This window comes from Paramagnetospirillum marisnigri (assembly GCF_001650715.1).
Lineage (GTDB): Bacteria > Pseudomonadota > Alphaproteobacteria > Rhodospirillales > Magnetospirillaceae > Phaeospirillum > Phaeospirillum marisnigri.
Genome location: NZ_LWQT01000054.1, coordinates 1 through 15,170, shown reverse-complemented (window position 1 = coordinate 15,170; position 15,170 = coordinate 1). Strand labels below are relative to the sequence as shown.

Genomic DNA, 15,170 nt, shown 5'->3' with positions numbered 1-15,170 from the left:
CGTGCACCGGCTGCTCCAGCGACAGCTCACCCGGGCATCGAGGGGGAGCGCCGATGGCGCGCCCGACTTCGACCTGCTGATGAAGCTGGTCAGCGAGACCTATGAGGAACAAGACCGCGAGCGGCGCCTGAATGATCGCTCGACCCGGCTGATGGAAGAAGAGTTGCGGGCGGCCAACCTGGCGTCCCGGCAGCAGGCGGAAGCCCATCTCCAGGCCATTTTGGATACGGTCGGCGAGGGCATCGTCATCACCGATCCCACCGGGCACATTCTCAGTGTCAATCCGGCCCTGCTGTCGGTTTTTGGCTACGAAAGAGACGAACTGGTCGGCAAGGCCATCCTGGCCCTGCTGCCCACCAAGGGCGTATCCGATGCGAACGAATGCGCCATCCAGCGCATCCGTGAATTGGGGCGTGAAAGCTATGCCCGACGCAAGAACGGCGAATGCTTTCCGGTCGAGTTGGCCCTGGGCGACTTGTCCCCCACGGGGGTGGAACATTTCATCTGCATCATCCGCGACATCTCGGAACGCAAGCGCATCGAGCGCGAGATGCGCATGAGCGAGCTTCGCTTCCGCGACTTTGCCGAATCCTCGTCAGACTGGTTCTGGGAAACCGGCGCCGATCTCCGTTTCACCCGCTTTTCCGGCAATTTCACCGAGCATACCCGCGTCCTGCCCGATCATTACGTGGGCAAGACCCGCGACGAGATGGTCTCGGACGAGACCGATCCCGAAGTCCGGCGCCAGAATCTTGAAGACCTGAAAGCCCGGCGGCCGTTCCGGGGCTTCGTCTACCGGACCAAGGCCATGAACGGCCCCGGTCGGGTGCTGCGGGTCAACGGCAAGCCGGTCTTCACCGAAAGCGGCGAGTTCATCGGCTATCGCGGCACCGCATCCGACATCACTGAGGAAATCGACGCCGAAGAGCGCCTGAAGGCCGCCCAGGCCGAGATGGAACGTCTGGCCCAGCGCAACGCCTCCATCCTGGAAAGCGTCGACGACGGCATTTTCGGCATCGACCTCAACGGCAAGGCCACCTTCGTCAATCGCGCCGCCGCCGAGCTGCTGGGCTACGAGCCTGCCGAACTGGTGGGGGCCGATATCCTGCCCATGATCGCCTCAAACCTGGAGACCGCCGATAATCTCTATGGCGTGCTGCTGCGCCTGACCGCCTCGTTCCGCGATGATTCCGCCAGTTTCAAACGCAGTGACGGCGTTGCCCTGCCGGTGGAGTACATCGCCTCGCCGGTCATGGAAAACACCCGTCAGGTGGGCGTGGTGATCGGCTTCCGCGATATCACCCAGCGCCGTCAGGTGGAACGGGAACTGCGCGAGGCCAAGGAAGCCGCCGAGGCGGGCAACCGCTCCAAGTCGGAATTCCTCGCCACAATGAGCCACGAAATCCGCACCCCCATGAACGGGGTGATCGGCATGACCGGCCTGCTGCTGGACACCGAACTGGACGACGAACAGCGCCATTTCGCCGAAACCATCCGTGATTCCGGCGAATCCCTGCTGACCGTGATCAACGACATCCTGGATTTCTCCAAGATGGAGGCAGGCAAGCTCGACCTGGACTTCACCGAGTTCGAACTGCCGCCCCTGGTGGAAAGCGTGGTGGACATCCTGGCGCCGCGCGCCCATGCCAAGGGCATCGAAATCGCCAGCCTGATCCCCCCGGACCTGCGGGTGATGGTGCGCGGCGATCCCGGCCGCCTGCGCCAGGTGCTGATGAACCTGACCGGCAATGCCGTCAAATTCACCGAGAAGGGCGGCGTTTCCATCGAGTTGCGGACCCTGGACCTCACCGATGGCCGTGCCATGATCCGCTTCGAGGTCAAGGATACCGGCATCGGCATCGCCAAGGAGGCGCAGGGGCGCCTGTTCTCCATGTTCCAGCAGGTGGACTCGTCCACGGCGCGGCGCTATGGCGGCACCGGCCTCGGCCTGGCCATCTCGCGCCGCCTCGCCAATCTGATGGGGGGCGATGTGGGACTGGATAGCGAGCCCGGCCGGGGCTCGCGCTTCTGGATCGATCTGCCCCTGGTGGTGCTCGGGCCCCAGGGGCTACTGCCGCCGGACCTGCGCGGCTGCCGGGTGCTGGTGGTGGACGACAATGCCGTCAACCGCAATGTCCTGGAACGTCAGCTGCGCGCGTTCGGAGTGGATGTCCGCGCCTGCCACGACGCGGGATCGGGCATGAACGAGATGACCCGGGCCGCCGCCGATGGCAGACCCTGGCAGGTGGCGCTGATCGATGCCCAGATGCCCATTGTCAGCGGCACCGACATGGTGCGCATGATCCGGGCCATACCCATGCTGACCGCCACCAAGGTGATCATCACCTCGTCCCAGGGGGTGGTCGAGCGTGACGAATCCTGTCCCATCGACGCCTTCCTGCACAAGCCGCTGCGCCAGAACACGGTTCTCGACACCATCGCCCGGCTGCTGGGATTGCTGGAACGCCAGGCCCCCACCCGCCCCGCCGCCACGCCAGAAGCCCCCGCCGACACGGCCACCGCCAAGCGGCTGCGCATCCTGGTGGCCGAGGACAACCCGGTCAACCAGCAGGTGGCGCTGGGCCTGCTGCGCAAACTCGGCCATTCGGTGGACGTTGTCGGCGATGGCGCCGAGGCGGTGGAGGCGGTTCGCCTGCTGCCCTACGATCTGGTGCTGATGGACGTGCAGATGCCCGAGATGGACGGGCTGGAGGCGACACGGGTGATCCGCCGCCTGCCCTCCCAGTCGTCCCAGGTGCCCATCGTCGCCATGACCGCCAATGCCATGCGCGGGGACGACCAGATCTGCCTGGATGCGGGCATGAACGGCTATATCAGCAAGCCCATCGACCGCCAGAAGCTGGCCGAGGTGCTGGCGCGCTATTCCGGCGAGGCCGAGCGCAAACCGGTGTCGCCGCCATTGCCCACCGCCGGGCCATCGGTGGATTTCTCCGTGCTCGACCTGCTGAAGGACGACCTGGAGGCCGAGACGGTGGTCGCCATCCTGGCCAAGTTCATGGAGGATGCCCGCGCCCGGGTCGCGACCTCATCGGATGCGCTGGCCCAGGGTGATTTCGAACGAGTGCGCCGCGAGGCCCACACCATCAAGGGCGCCGCCGCCAGCCTGGGACTGTCGGCCATCCGCGACGGCTGCCTGACGCTGGAAAACACCGCCCGGGCGGGGGATGGCTGCGATGTCGCCCTGGCCAGCCTGAATCAAGCGGTGGAGGCCCTGCCCGCCACCCTGTCTTCCACCGTCTATGCCCTGCCGGAAGGTTGAGCCATGCGCATCCTGATCGTCGACGACAATCCCACCAATCTGATGCTGCTGCAGCACCGGCTGGTCAAGCTGGACGGATGCTCGGTGATTTCCATGGACTCGGCGGTGGACGCCCTGGTCTGGTGCGAAACCAACGTGCCCGACCTGATCCTGACCGATTACCACATGCCCGAGATCGATGGGCTGGAGTTCATCCGTCGTCTGCGCCTGAGGGAGGAATTTGCCGAGGTGCCGGTGGTGGTGGTCACCACCTCTGACGTCAAGGAAATCCGCCAGAAAGCCCTCGAGATGGGCGCTATCGACTTCCTGACCAAGCCGGTGGACGGCCACGAACTGCTGGCCCGGTCACGCAACCTGCTTGAGCTGCGCAAGTCACAGTTGACCCTGCACGACCGCGCCGCCGAGGAACTGGTGATGCGCCTGTCCAAAGCGGCGGAATTCCGCGACCCCGAGACCGGCGCCCATATCGAGCGCATGGCCCGCTACTCCGCCCTGATCGCGCGGCGCCTCGGCATGGAGGCCAGCGAGGTCGAGCGGCTGGAACTGGCGGCTCCCATGCACGATGTCGGCAAGGTCGGTATTCCCGACATGATCCTGCTGAAGCCCGACCGCCTGACCGAGTCGGAATTCACCATCATGAAGCAGCATGCCACCTTCGGGCACGAAATCCTGAAGAACAGCCCGTCGCGGCTGGTGCGCCTCGCCGCCGAGATCGCGGGCAGCCACCACGAGAAATACGACGGCAGCGGCTATCCCGAGGGACGGGCGGGCGAAGCCATTCCCCTGGTGGGCCGCATCGTCGCGGTGGCCGATGTCTACGATGCCCTGACCTCGACCCGGCCTTATAAGCGGCCATGGTCGGTGGACGAGGCCACCACCTTCCTGAAGGAGCAGAGCGGCAAGCATTTCGATCCCGCCTGCGTCGAGGCCTTCCTGTCGGACATGGACGAAGTCCGGGCCATCATGGCCGAGTTCCAGGAGCAGTTGAACCCCGAGCCGCCCCATCCGCTGCACAATTACTGATCACGGCCGCATGGGATACACGCCCATCACAGCGATGCAGGACAGCAACGGCCCCTTGCCGTTGGCGTCGGGCACCGGTTGGACGGTCGGAATGTTGAAGCTGGTCTTGCCGTCGCCGCCGAACCGCACCCCCAGCAGGGAGAACAGGGCCTGTTTTCCCTCGATCTGAATGGAGCGGCCGTCGGCGGGCAAGTATCCCTCCGGACAGAACGAGGTGGCGAAGACACAGATTTCACCCAAATAGGGCTCGGTACCGCAGGCCCACGCCGCGGACGGAGCCGTTAGGGCCGCCCCCGCCGAGACAACGGCAAAGGCTACTCTCGTAAAAATCCGCGCCAAGGCTTCCCCCTTTATTTATTTAAGCAATCGCAATAAACATCGACATGAATGGTAACAATTCAGCCGGATCGGATCAATCATCCAGGTTTTGTCTTATTTCATCACGCCGCTGACCTGGATGGCAGCCGGACCGGCGATGACCAGGAACAGCACCGGCAGGAAGAACACGATCATGGGCACCGTCAGCTTGGCGGGCAGGGCGGCGGCCTTCTTTTCCGCTTCCGACATGCGGGATTCGCGGTTTTCCTGGGCCAGCACCTTCAGCGCCTGACTGACCGGCGTGCCGTATTTCTCGGATTGCAGCAAGGTGGTAGACAGCGAGCGCACGCTGGCCAGCCCGGTACGCTCAGCCAGATTCTCCCAGGCATGGCGGCGATCGCCGAGAAAGGCCAATTCGGCGGCGGCCAGCCCGAATTCCTCGGCCAGTTCCGGCGATTCCGGCCCCAATTCCTCCACTACCCGGCCCAAGGTGGCCTCCACCGACAATCCGGCATCGACGCAGATCACCATCAGGTCCAGGGCATCGGGAAAGGCCCGGGCGATGGAGGCCTGGCGTTTCTGAACCGCATTGGTCAGCAACAGGCTGGGCAGATAGGCCCCGGCGGCCATGGCGCCCACCAGGATGAAGGCGCGGTTGGCGAGGGGCAGATGGGCGAAGACGGTGGTGGCATAGACCAGCCCGAAGGCCAGCAGCACCACCGGCAGCGCCACCCGGGCGAAGATGAAGGTGAGCGGCGCAGACTGGCCGCGCCAGCCCGCCTGGGCCAGCCGCGCCTTCAACTCCCTGGCTTCGAGCAGATCCTGCAGCTTGAGGCGGTCCACCACGGCGCGCATCAGGGCGAGGCGGCGGCGAGGCGGCGCCTTGCGGCGACCCTGGGCCAGGGCGGCGCGCTGCTGGACAGACAGTTCCTGCCGACGCGCCGCCACAGCCTTCAGGCGGTTGGACAGCCGGTCGCGGGCCAGCAGCGGCAGCGACAGCGCCAGCACCGAGACGAAGGCGGCGATGGCGGCGCCGATCATGATCAGGGTGGGCAGCATGAGTCTCCCTCCCCCCTTCAGATGTCGAAATTGATCATGCGGCGCATGACCAGCAGTCCCACCACCTCGGTGACGCCGCCCGCGAACAGCAGCACGTTGCCGACTTCGGTGGTGAACAGGATCTCGATGTAATTGGGCGCCAGCCCCCACAGCGCCGTGACCACCACCAGCGGCAGCGAGCCGATGATATAGGCCGAGGCGCGGGCTTCCGAGGCGAAGGCCTGGACCTTGTCGCGCATGCGCTTCCGGGCGCGCAGCACTTCGGACAGCTTGGACAGGGTGTCGGCCAGATTGCCGCCGGTCTGCTGCTGGATGGCGATGACATTGGCGAAATAGCGCAATTCGGCGGTGGGCGTGCGCTCCACCGCGCGGGCCAGCACGTCCTGCAGGCCCAGGCCCAGCTTCTGGCCCTCGGTGATCAGGCGGAATTCGGCGCCGATGGGGTCTTCCATCTCGCGGCCGATGATGTTGATGCATTCCCCCAGGGGCAGGCCGGAACGGATGCCGCGCACCACCACGTCGATGGAGTCGGCGAACTGGGCGGTGAAGCGCGAGACCCGGCGCTTGGCCAGGATGCCCAGCACCAGCTTGGGCAGCCCCAATCCCAGGGCGAGGGCGGCCAGCAGCGCCCACAGGCTGGCGAGGCCCGCCAGCTTGGCCACGGCGAAGATCAGAACGGCGAAGCCAGAGGTGGCGATCAGATAGTGGCGAACCTCGATGCGGATGCCCGCCTGCATCAGTTCTTCCCGCAGGCGATAGCCGCGCTTGCGGCTGCGGCTGCCTTCCACCTGCTTCAGGCGGGCCTGCACCGATTTGCGCTTGGGGACGCGGCCCGCGCGGCGGCCAGAGACGACCTGGCCGGTCATGGCCGCCAGGCGCCGCTTGATGCGGGCGCGGGGGCCGTGGATCAGCCCGACCATGGACCAGCCCAGCACCATCAGGGCAATCAGCAGCGTCGCCACCACCAGGGCGATTTCCAACGGCAGGCGGGCCAGGGCATCAAGCATTGGCGTCGCTCAGCGCCTCGGCCAGGGCGCGGTCGAGACCGTAATAGCGGGCGCGGTCCCAGAAGGCCGGGCGCAGGCCGGTGGGGCGGTGGCGTCCCAACACCCGGCCACGGGAATCCTCGCCCTCGTATTCGAACACGAACAGGTCCTGAAGCGTGATGACATCGCCTTCCATCCCCACCACCTCGGTGATGTGGGTGATCTTGCGCGAGCCGTCCCGAAGCCGCGCCGCCTGGACGATGACATTGACCGCCGAGGCGATCTGTTCGCGCACCGCCTTGGCGGGCAGGTTGTAGCCGCCCATGGCCACCATGTTCTCGACGCGAGAGAGGGCGTCGCGGGGGGTATTGGCGTGGATGGTGCCCATGGAGCCGTCATGGCCGGTATTCATGGCCTGGAGCAGGTCGAAGGCCTCCGGTCCGCGCACCTCGCCGACGATGATGCGTTCGGGCCGCATGCGCAGGCAGTTCTTCACCAGATCGCGCATGGTCACCTGCCCCGCCCCTTCCAGATTGGGCGGCCGGGTTTCCAGGCGCACCACATGGGGCTGCTGCAATTGCAGCTCGGCGGCGTCCTCGCAGGTGACGATGCGCTCGGCCTCGTCGATATAGCGGGTCAGGCAGTTGAGCAAGGTGGTCTTGCCCGAGCCGGTGCCACCCGAGACCAGGATGTTGCAGCGCACCGCCGAGGCGATCTGCAACACCTTGGCCGCCTGGGGGGTGATGGAGCCGAACTCCACCAGCTTGTCGAGCGTCAGCTTGTCGCGCTTGAACTTGCGGATGGTGAGCGTCGGGCCGTCGATGGCCAGCGGCGGCACGATGACGTTGACGCGCGAGCCGTCACCCAGGCGGGCGTCGCAGATAGGGCTGGATTCGTCCACCCGACGGCCCACCGCCGAGACGATGCGCTGGCAGATATTCATCAGCTGCGCGTTATCGCGGAAGCGGATATCGGTCAGTTCCATCTTGCCGTCGGCCTCGATATAGACCTTGTCGGCGCCATTGACCATGATGTCGGCGATGTCGTCGCGGGCCAGCAGCGGCTCCAGCGGCCCCAGCCCCAGCACGTCGTTGCAGATATCGGCGATCACCACCTGCTGCTCGGCGGCCGAGAGGATCAGCGAGCGCATGGAGATGATCTCGGCGACGATGTCCGAGATTTCCTCCCGCACCTGCGCCGGTTCCAGGCGGCCCAGCTCGGTGGGGTCCACCGAATCGATCAGGTCGTTGAAGATGGCGATCTTGATGTCGGACAGCCGCTGGTCCAGGTCGGTGGCGCGGGTCGGCGGCGGAGCCGAAACCGGCGCGGCGGCGGTGGCCGGGCTGGCGGCGGGAGGCGGCGTGGCGGAGGGGGCGGCGGAACGGCGGCCAAACATGATGCTACCTCTTCAGCCAGTCCAGCAGCCCCTTGCGGGCGGATTTGCGGGCCACCGGGGCCTTGCCGCCCAGCGATACCGCCAATTGGGTCAGCAGCGCCGCCAGCTTGCCCGATTTCACCACCTCGCCCACCATCTGGCCGTTATTGGCGGCCTCGCCGAAGGCCTGGGGATCGGAGGGGATGGCCAGGAACGGCGCCAGCTTGATGGTGTCCTCGAAATCCTTGGCCGTCAGCTGGGTCTTGCGGGCGGGATCGAGCCGGTTCAGCACCAGCCGGGGCGGCGCCATGCCGTTGCGCCGGGGCGTCAGGATGTCCATCACCGACTTCACGTCGCGCAAACTGGCGAAATCCGGGGTGGCCACCACCACCACCTCGTCGGCGGCGGCCAGCAGCTGCTCGGTCCAGTCGCTCCACAGCCGGGGCAGGTCGAGCACCACCGCCGGTGCCGCGCGCGCCGCCAGATCCACCAGCCGCTCCACCGCCTCGGCGGTCGGCCCCGCCGCCGGGCGATAATCGCCGGGCGAGGCCAGCACCTGGAGATGGTCGTCATAGTCGACCATGCAGCGCTCCATCAGCACCTCGTCCAGCCGCTCGGGATGGGCCAGGGCGTCGGCCACTGTCTGCTTGGCCTCGACATTGAAGGCCAGCACCGATGTGCCGAAGGCGAGGTCAAGGTCCACATAGACCACGGCATCCTGGCTGGCCCGCCCCAATTCCCAGGCGGTGTTCTGGGCCAGGGTGGAGGCCCCCACCCCGCCGCGCGCGCCCCAGAAGGCGATGACGCGGCCCCGGGGCGCCGCCTGGGGATCGGCGAACAGCCGGTCCATGGCGGTGATGATCTGCCGCGCGGTGACCGGGCGCAGCAGATAGTCGCTGACGCCCTGCTCCATCAAGGTGCGGTAGAGGGTGATATCGTTGACGGCGCCGATCACCACCACCTTGGTGCCTTGGACGCAGACCTCGGCCAGGTGTTCCAGGCGTTCCAGCAGCTTTGAGGCATCGTCCTCCTCGACGATCACCACCTGCGGCGTGGCGGCATGGGCGTAATGTTCCACCGCCGCCGCCAGGCCGCCGCTTTCCAGGGTCAGGCGCGACTTGCCCAACTGGCGGTCGAGCTGCACCTGCCGCAGCTGGGCGGCGGTCTCGGGATCGGACGCGAAGGCGTCGATGGTCAGGCGATGAATCACTCTGCGGTCCCTCCCCGCCCCTATTTGGCGGAATTTCCCACCTTGCTGGTGGTTCCGGCGCTCTGCTCCTCCACCGCCGATCCGGTGGCCTCGCCGCGGCCATACTTGCCCAGCACGTCCCCCGCCCGGTTGGCGTCACGCCCGGTCGCCTCGCGGGCGCGGACCAGATCGGCGGGATTTTGCACCATCAGCCCCCGGTTGCGCTCCACGGCACAGCCCCAATTGGAATGGGGCGCATTGGAGAAGTCCGGGGTCAGGCCGCGATCGAAGGTGCCGCATTCCGGCACCACCGCCACCCAGACGGGCACGCGGACGCTGGCGGCGCCGTCGCCGTCCTCGGCCAGCTTGACCTGGACCTCGGCGACACCGGCGGCTTTCAACTCGTCGGCCAGGGATTGGGCGAAGGCGCGGGCGCTGGCCTCGTCGGGCTTTGGCGCCAGGGCGATGACCACCGGCCCGGCGCCGCGCTTGAGCGATTCCCCCGCCAGACGGCGCAGCCTTTCGCGGTCGAAGACGGAGACCGGCCCATTGCCCTCGGCGCGGTCGAACACCGCCACCGCCTGCTTGACCTCGGCGGTGATGGGAAAGGACTGGCGCTGGTCGTGCTCCGCCATCTCGCCCGGGCCGCAGGCGGCCAGGGCGAGCAGGGAGATCAGGGCGACGGAGGCTGCGCGGATCATGGCCTGGGTCCTCCTCACTGCACGATATAGCCGAAGGGGCCCTGCAGCGGGCCGGGAATGGGCGGCGTGGGCGTGCGCTTGACATAGGTTTCCTGCAAGCGGCCGAACAGCACCCGCTTCAGGTCCGAGGCCGGGGCGAAACCGTCGGAGGGCAGCGCCAGGATATCGGGGCGGCTGACCGACTGCACCACATAGGCCGACAGGATCACCACCAGCTCGGTCTCGTTGCGCTGGAAGGCGGTGGAGCGGAACAAGGCGCCCAGGATGGGAATGTCCATCAGGCCGGGCAGGCCCGAGACATTGCCGGTCAGGTCGTTCTGCAGCAGCCCGGCGATCATGATGGAGCCGCCCGAAGGCAGTTCGACCGTGGACCCGGCGCGGCGCACCTTGAAGGCGGGCACCGAGATGGTGTTGCTGACCGCGGTACGGTTGGCGGTATCGATGGAACTGACCTCGGTGGACATCTTGAGGCTGAGACGGCCGGGATCGAGCACGGTGGGGGTGAAGTTCAACAGCACGCCATAGGGCTTGAACTCGACGCTGATGGAACCGTTGGCATCGGCCACCGGAATGGGCAATTCGCCACCCGCCAGCATGGTGGCGGTCTCGCCCGACACCGCCGTCAGATTGGGCTCCACCAGGGTGCGAATCAGGCCCTGGTTCTCCAGCATGCTCAGACTCGCGGTCAGGGTGCCGATGCCGGTGACCGTGGCGGCGCCGAAATACGAGGTGGTGATCTGACCGATGGTGCCGGTGGTGGAGCCGGTCAGCTGCTGATGCCCCAGTTGCAGCCCCCGCGTGGTGGCGATGCCGACTCCCAGTTCCTTGACCACGGTGCGCTGCATCTCCACCACCTTGACGTGGAGCAGCACCTGCTGGTCGTTGGCGACGCGCAGCAGGGTCACCAGATTGGCGTCGGCACCGACGAAGCGCCGCGCCAGGGTGCGGGCCGAGGCGGCGGCGGCATCGCTCCTGACCGTGCCCGACAGGTAAAGGCTGTCGGCGACGGCCGCGACCTGGATGTCGCGCTCGTCGGGCATGACCCGGCGCAGCACCTCGCGCACCGTTTCGGCGTCCACGCCGACCTCCACCTCCAGGCGGCGCATGGTGCGCCCGGCCCGGTCCATCAGGAAGATGTTGGTTTGCCCGGCCGCCCGGCCCACCACATGGATACGGGTCGGCGAGCGCACCACCACGTCGGCGATGTCGGAATTGCCGACGATGACGTCACGGACCTCGGCGGGCATCACCAGATCGGTGGACTTATTGACCGACAGATGGATGGTCTCGGAGGCGGCGGGCATGGGGCCACGCGGCACCAGGGCGCTGGCAGGCGCGGTTTCCGAAGACCCTCGCTGGCCCAGGGTCACCACCTTGGCACGGGGTACCGCCGAGGGCAGCGGCGGCTCTGGCGGTTCCTCGGCCCAGGCCGACAGGCCCGAGCCCAGCAGAAATCCCACGACAAGCAGCAGGCGGGAAATCATCGCGAGAACCCCTCGGAAGTGATGTGACCGGCGCGGTTGATCTGGACGCCACCGCCGCCGCCGGACGGTTTGCGGGCGGGCGCCTCACGGGCCTCGCTCATGGCCTGGAGTGCCCGGCTGGTTTCGGTGTCTGAGGTGAATCCGGCGGATTCGGCCGGGGCCACCGCCTCGCCCGGCAAGCCGCGCAGCACCAGTTGCAGGCTGCCGACCATGGCGGCGGTGGTCAGGATTTCCGCCTGCTTTGGCGTCACCTCGATGGTGGCGGTCTTGCCCTGAATGGCCGAGCCATCGCGTCCACGGGTGATCTGTTGGTCGATGGCCAGCACCCGCACATCCGACAGCACCGTCTCGGCGGCATAACGCAGGATGGCGCCAGAGGCATCCTTGCGCTCCCCCTGCTCCAGGGTCTTGGACACATCGGTGGCCAGCAGCACGTCGACCCGGTCGCCGGGAGTGACGAATCCCGACACCGCTGATGGATTGGTGATGGCGATGGATACCGCCCGCATGCCCGGCGACAGCAGCCCCGCCAATACCCCCACGGCATCGGCCCGGAAGGTGGCGGCCAGGGTGAAGGGCTCGCCCTCGGCCAGATCCCGCCGCGCCACCTGCCCCACCGCCTGGACCTTGGGATCGGCGCCATCCTTGCGGGTCATCAGCCGGGGAGTGACCAGGGCCTCGGGCCAACTTTCGTAGCGCAGGTCCGAGGCGGACAGCACCGTTCCGGCCGCGATATCGCGCGCGCTGACCAGAACCTCGGCCACCGCCTGCACCACCGCCACCGGGCGCGCGGCCTGTCGGTCCAGCCACAGCTTGGCCAGGAAGCCGGTCAGGACGGCGATGACGGCCGCGACGGTGATGACGATGGCGATGGGTCGCATGATGCTGACCTCGAGACGAAGGCAAAGGGCCGGAAGAATTTCCCCCGAAGACAATCGGCGAAATCGCGGGACGGCGCAACCTCGGCTCAGCCCATCAGGCGAGGAAGCAGGTTCGCCAGCCCCCAATCCAAGCCGGCGCAGGCGATGGCGACACCATAGGGGACCTGCCCGCTGATGGCCAAGCGGCGGCCCCAGTCACGCAGCTCGCCTTCCGGACCCAGCGGCACCCGGCGGGCGGCCAGGGCCAGCAGCGCCAGCGCGCCACCCACCAGGGCCATGACCAGCAGGAAGCGGGGCAACTCGCCCGGCCCCACCCACAACACGGCGGCAGGCAGCATCTTGGCGTCGCCGCCGCCCCACACCCCCAGGCTGAACAGCAGGACGGACACGGCGAAGACCGCCGCCCCCACGCCCAGATGGCCCGGCCAAGACGCGGCGTCGAACCCCGCCGCCAGGGCCAGGGCATAGGATGCCGCCAGCAGCAGCGGCACCCGGTTGGGGATGCGAAAGGCCCGCAGATCGCAAATGGCGCCGTCGAGCAGCGCCGCGACAAAGGCCAGGCTGGGTACCAATATCAGGGTCGTCATGATCAATCCGCCTCCCGCCGAGACGAAAGGCGCCTCCCGGGGGGAGGCGCCTGTTTCCGTTCCCCCGGCTCCGGATTACTGGAGGCCGGTGCTGACGGTGTTGAAGGTCGCCAGCAGGCGGGGGCCGATGGCCTGGAACGCCGTCAGGGCGGCGATGGAGACCAGGGCGGCGATCAGGCCGTATTCGATGGCGGTGGCGCCATTCTCGTTACGGACATACTTGCTGGTCAGGGTGCGGATGGACTTCAACATGATGGCTCTCCTTGATCTGGTCTAACTGGCCGAGGGATTTGAAGACTTCGTTTCCCGCCCTCGCTTTCCATGACCAAACAATACCAAGATCACCCCACATACTCTGTGACTATATCCACAGAACGAATTTTTTATTTTCTACGAGACGGGCATCAAAACGCAAAACGCCTCCCAATGGGAGGCGTTTCCGCGCTTTTATTGTTATTTTTACTGAAGGCCGGTGCTCACATTGTTGAAGGTCGCCAGCAGGCGGGGGCCGATGGCCTGGAACGCCGTCAGGGCGGCGATGGAAACCAGGGCGGCGATCAGGCCGTATTCGATGGCGGTGGCGCCATTCTCGTTACGGACATACTTGCTGGTCAGGGTGCGGATCGACTTCAACATGACTGCTCTCCTTGAAGTGGCAGGCCGCGATGGGGGCTCTTGCCGATTTTGTCTTCAGAGATACTTGGCTGTGGTTTCCCGCCCGTGTCTCTTGAGGAAAACAGTACCAATTCATGACCAATCAATCTGTGAACGCACCCACAGACGACGATTTTTATACTTGCAAGTTACGTTGGATTTTATGGATTTTGTCAGGCGGCACTGACGGTGCGCGCCATCATCTGCAGGCGGGGCAGATCGCAGATGACCAGCCCCATGGTCTTGCGCCGGACCACGCCGTCGCGGGCCAGTTCGCCGATGGCCTGGGCCACCTGTTCCCGGCTGACCCCGGCCCAGGCGGCGATTTCCTTGTGGTTGGGTAGATCGGGGATCACCCACTGCTCGGACTTTGCGGGGTCCGGCTCGGCCAGACGCAGCAATTCTCCCCAGATACGCTGCTGCTCGTTCTGGGTGGACAGTTGGGTGACGCGGGCATCGAGATTGCGGACGATGCGGGTCAGGCGTTCCAGAACCCTCAGGGCGATTTCGGGATGATCGCGCATCAGCCCCAGGAAGGCCGGACCATCCAGCGAGGCCAGCAGCGAGTCGCGGGTGGCCACCACCCGGGCGGATCGCTTCATGCCGTCAATGGCCGCCAACTCGCCGAAATAGTTGCCTTCCAGCACATCGGCCAGGGCGACGTCACGGTCGTCACCAGTATGGTTGAGGATGCGCACCGCCCCCTCGATGACGAAATAGACGTCGAGGGTGTCGCTTTCCTTGTCGAACACCTGTTCGCCCGAGGCATAGCGACGCCATGTGCACTGGACCTCGATGGCGCCAAGCGCCACCGGATCCAGATCGGCGAAAAGGGAAACGCGGGAAAGCGCGCCGTCGATCGCGTCCATGCCAACCTCAAGCCCTGCGCCCACCCGGTGAAAGTATCCGCCGGTATTTGGCGCAATTCAATCCGGTCTTCGCCGGACAAACCTATGGGAGGTCAGATGTCATACATCAGGACGGGTTCGACCCGGCCGCGCCGCCGCGACATTTCGGCCAGGCTGGTATTGTCCAGAATGGCGGAAATGGCGTCGCGCACATCCTGCATGACGCCACGCACGGCACACGCGGCTTCGTCCAGGCAGTCGTCGCAACGCCGATAGGCCGAGCGGGAGACGCAGGGAACCGGCGCCAGCGGGCCGTCGAGGATGCGGACGATTTCCCCCACCATGATCCGCGCCGCCGGCCGGGCCATGGTGTAGCCGCCGCCCTTGCCCTTCTTGGACAACAGCAGACCATGGTTTTTCAGGTCCAGCAGAATGGTATCGAGGAATTTCTTGGGGATGCGTTCGGCCTCGGCCACCTCGGCGATCAGCACCGGCCCCTGGCCCTCGCGCAATGCCAGATGCACCATGGCCTTGAGGCCGTATTTCGCCTTGGAGGACAGCATCACAACACCCTTTCTATAGAGAAATAGAAAGAGCATTCACCGATGCATGTCAACGGCCATGCGCGTGAAAAACGGGACTGAAGCGGCTTTCCGCCCCAGTCCCGTCAGTTTGCGACCTCAGGGAGACTGGAGGGCCGCGGAAAACTCAGGCAGAACCTTGAAGAGATCGGCCACCAGTCCGTAATCGGCCACCTGGAAGATGGGGGCCTCCTCGTCCTTGTT

Annotated in this window: 15 protein-coding genes and 1 pseudogene; 2 read left to right on the top strand and 14 right to left on the bottom strand. The window is 66.3% G+C overall.

Annotated elements, in window-relative coordinates:
* The first annotated feature begins 1 nt into the window (after position 1).
* Both A6A04_RS09770 and A6A04_RS09765 read left to right on the top strand, forming a co-directional pair.
* Entirely contained in the window at positions 2-3,280 is a 3,279-nt protein-coding gene (locus tag A6A04_RS09770) for a PAS domain S-box protein (RefSeq protein ID WP_156612550.1), read from the top strand.
* A 3-nt stretch (positions 3,281-3,283) separates the two neighbouring features.
* Positions 3,284-4,303, top strand: coding sequence for an HD domain-containing phosphohydrolase (locus A6A04_RS09765; protein WP_068492317.1), 1,020 nt, complete (start codon positions 3,284-3,286; stop codon positions 4,301-4,303).
* Here A6A04_RS09765 and A6A04_RS23135 read toward each other — a convergent pair whose 3' ends face one another.
* The 14 genes and pseudogenes from A6A04_RS23135 to A6A04_RS23130 all read right to left on the bottom strand — a co-directional run.
* The gene (locus A6A04_RS23135; protein ID WP_068492315.1) at positions 4,304-4,543 is read right to left on the bottom strand and encodes a phage tail protein; all 240 of its coding nucleotides are present in this window, start codon (positions 4,541-4,543) and stop codon (positions 4,304-4,306) included.
* Between the two features lie 192 nt (positions 4,544-4,735).
* Positions 4,736-5,680, bottom strand: coding sequence for a type II secretion system F family protein (locus A6A04_RS09755; protein ID WP_068492314.1), 945 nt, complete (start codon positions 5,678-5,680; stop codon positions 4,736-4,738).
* Positions 5,681-5,697: 17 nt separating this feature from the next.
* On the bottom strand, positions 5,698-6,687 hold the full coding sequence (locus A6A04_RS09750) for a type II secretion system F family protein (protein ID WP_068492312.1): 990 nt from the start codon (positions 6,685-6,687) through the stop codon (positions 5,698-5,700).
* On the bottom strand, positions 6,680-8,062 hold the full coding sequence (locus tag A6A04_RS09745; RefSeq protein ID WP_068492310.1) for a CpaF family protein: 1,383 nt from the start codon (positions 8,060-8,062) through the stop codon (positions 6,680-6,682). The genes A6A04_RS09750 and A6A04_RS09745 overlap by 8 nt, the downstream gene beginning before the upstream one ends.
* Before the next feature lie 4 nt (positions 8,063-8,066).
* A complete protein-coding gene (locus tag A6A04_RS09740) occupies positions 8,067-9,251 on the bottom strand; it encodes an AAA family ATPase (protein WP_068492308.1) in 1,185 nt (394 codons plus the stop codon).
* A 20-nt stretch (positions 9,252-9,271) separates the two neighbouring features.
* Entirely contained in the window at positions 9,272-9,931 is a 660-nt protein-coding gene (locus tag A6A04_RS09735) for a CpaD family pilus assembly lipoprotein (protein ID WP_068492306.1), read from the bottom strand.
* Positions 9,932-9,945: 14 nt separating this feature from the next.
* Positions 9,946-11,415, bottom strand: coding sequence for a type II and III secretion system protein family protein (locus A6A04_RS09730; protein ID WP_068492304.1), 1,470 nt, complete (start codon positions 11,413-11,415; stop codon positions 9,946-9,948).
* Positions 11,412-12,296, bottom strand: coding sequence for a Flp pilus assembly protein CpaB (gene cpaB / locus A6A04_RS09725; RefSeq protein ID WP_068492302.1), 885 nt, complete (start codon positions 12,294-12,296; stop codon positions 11,412-11,414). Before cpaB ends, A6A04_RS09730 begins: the two co-directional genes overlap by 4 nt.
* Positions 12,297-12,382: 86 nt before the next feature.
* Entirely contained in the window at positions 12,383-12,883 is a 501-nt protein-coding gene (locus tag A6A04_RS09720; protein WP_068492356.1) for an A24 family peptidase, read from the bottom strand.
* A 75-nt stretch (positions 12,884-12,958) separates the two neighbouring features.
* Positions 12,959-13,135: a Flp family type IVb pilin gene (locus tag A6A04_RS21630; protein WP_156612549.1), complete on the bottom strand. Its 177-nt coding sequence runs from the start codon at positions 13,133-13,135 to the stop codon at positions 12,959-12,961.
* Between the two features lie 207 nt (positions 13,136-13,342).
* Positions 13,343-13,519, bottom strand: coding sequence for a Flp family type IVb pilin (locus tag A6A04_RS09715; RefSeq protein WP_156612548.1), 177 nt, complete (start codon positions 13,517-13,519; stop codon positions 13,343-13,345).
* 191 nt (positions 13,520-13,710) lie between these two features.
* The gene (locus A6A04_RS09710) at positions 13,711-14,406 is read right to left on the bottom strand and encodes a Crp/Fnr family transcriptional regulator (RefSeq protein WP_068492300.1); all 696 of its coding nucleotides are present in this window, start codon (positions 14,404-14,406) and stop codon (positions 13,711-13,713) included.
* A gap of 92 nt (positions 14,407-14,498) precedes the next feature.
* A complete protein-coding gene (locus A6A04_RS09705; protein ID WP_068492298.1) occupies positions 14,499-14,948 on the bottom strand; it encodes an RrF2 family transcriptional regulator in 450 nt (149 codons plus the stop codon).
* A gap of 117 nt (positions 14,949-15,065) precedes the next feature.
* Positions 15,066-15,170: pseudogene (locus A6A04_RS23130) on the bottom strand (electron transfer flavoprotein subunit alpha/FixB family protein); the annotation flags it as partial.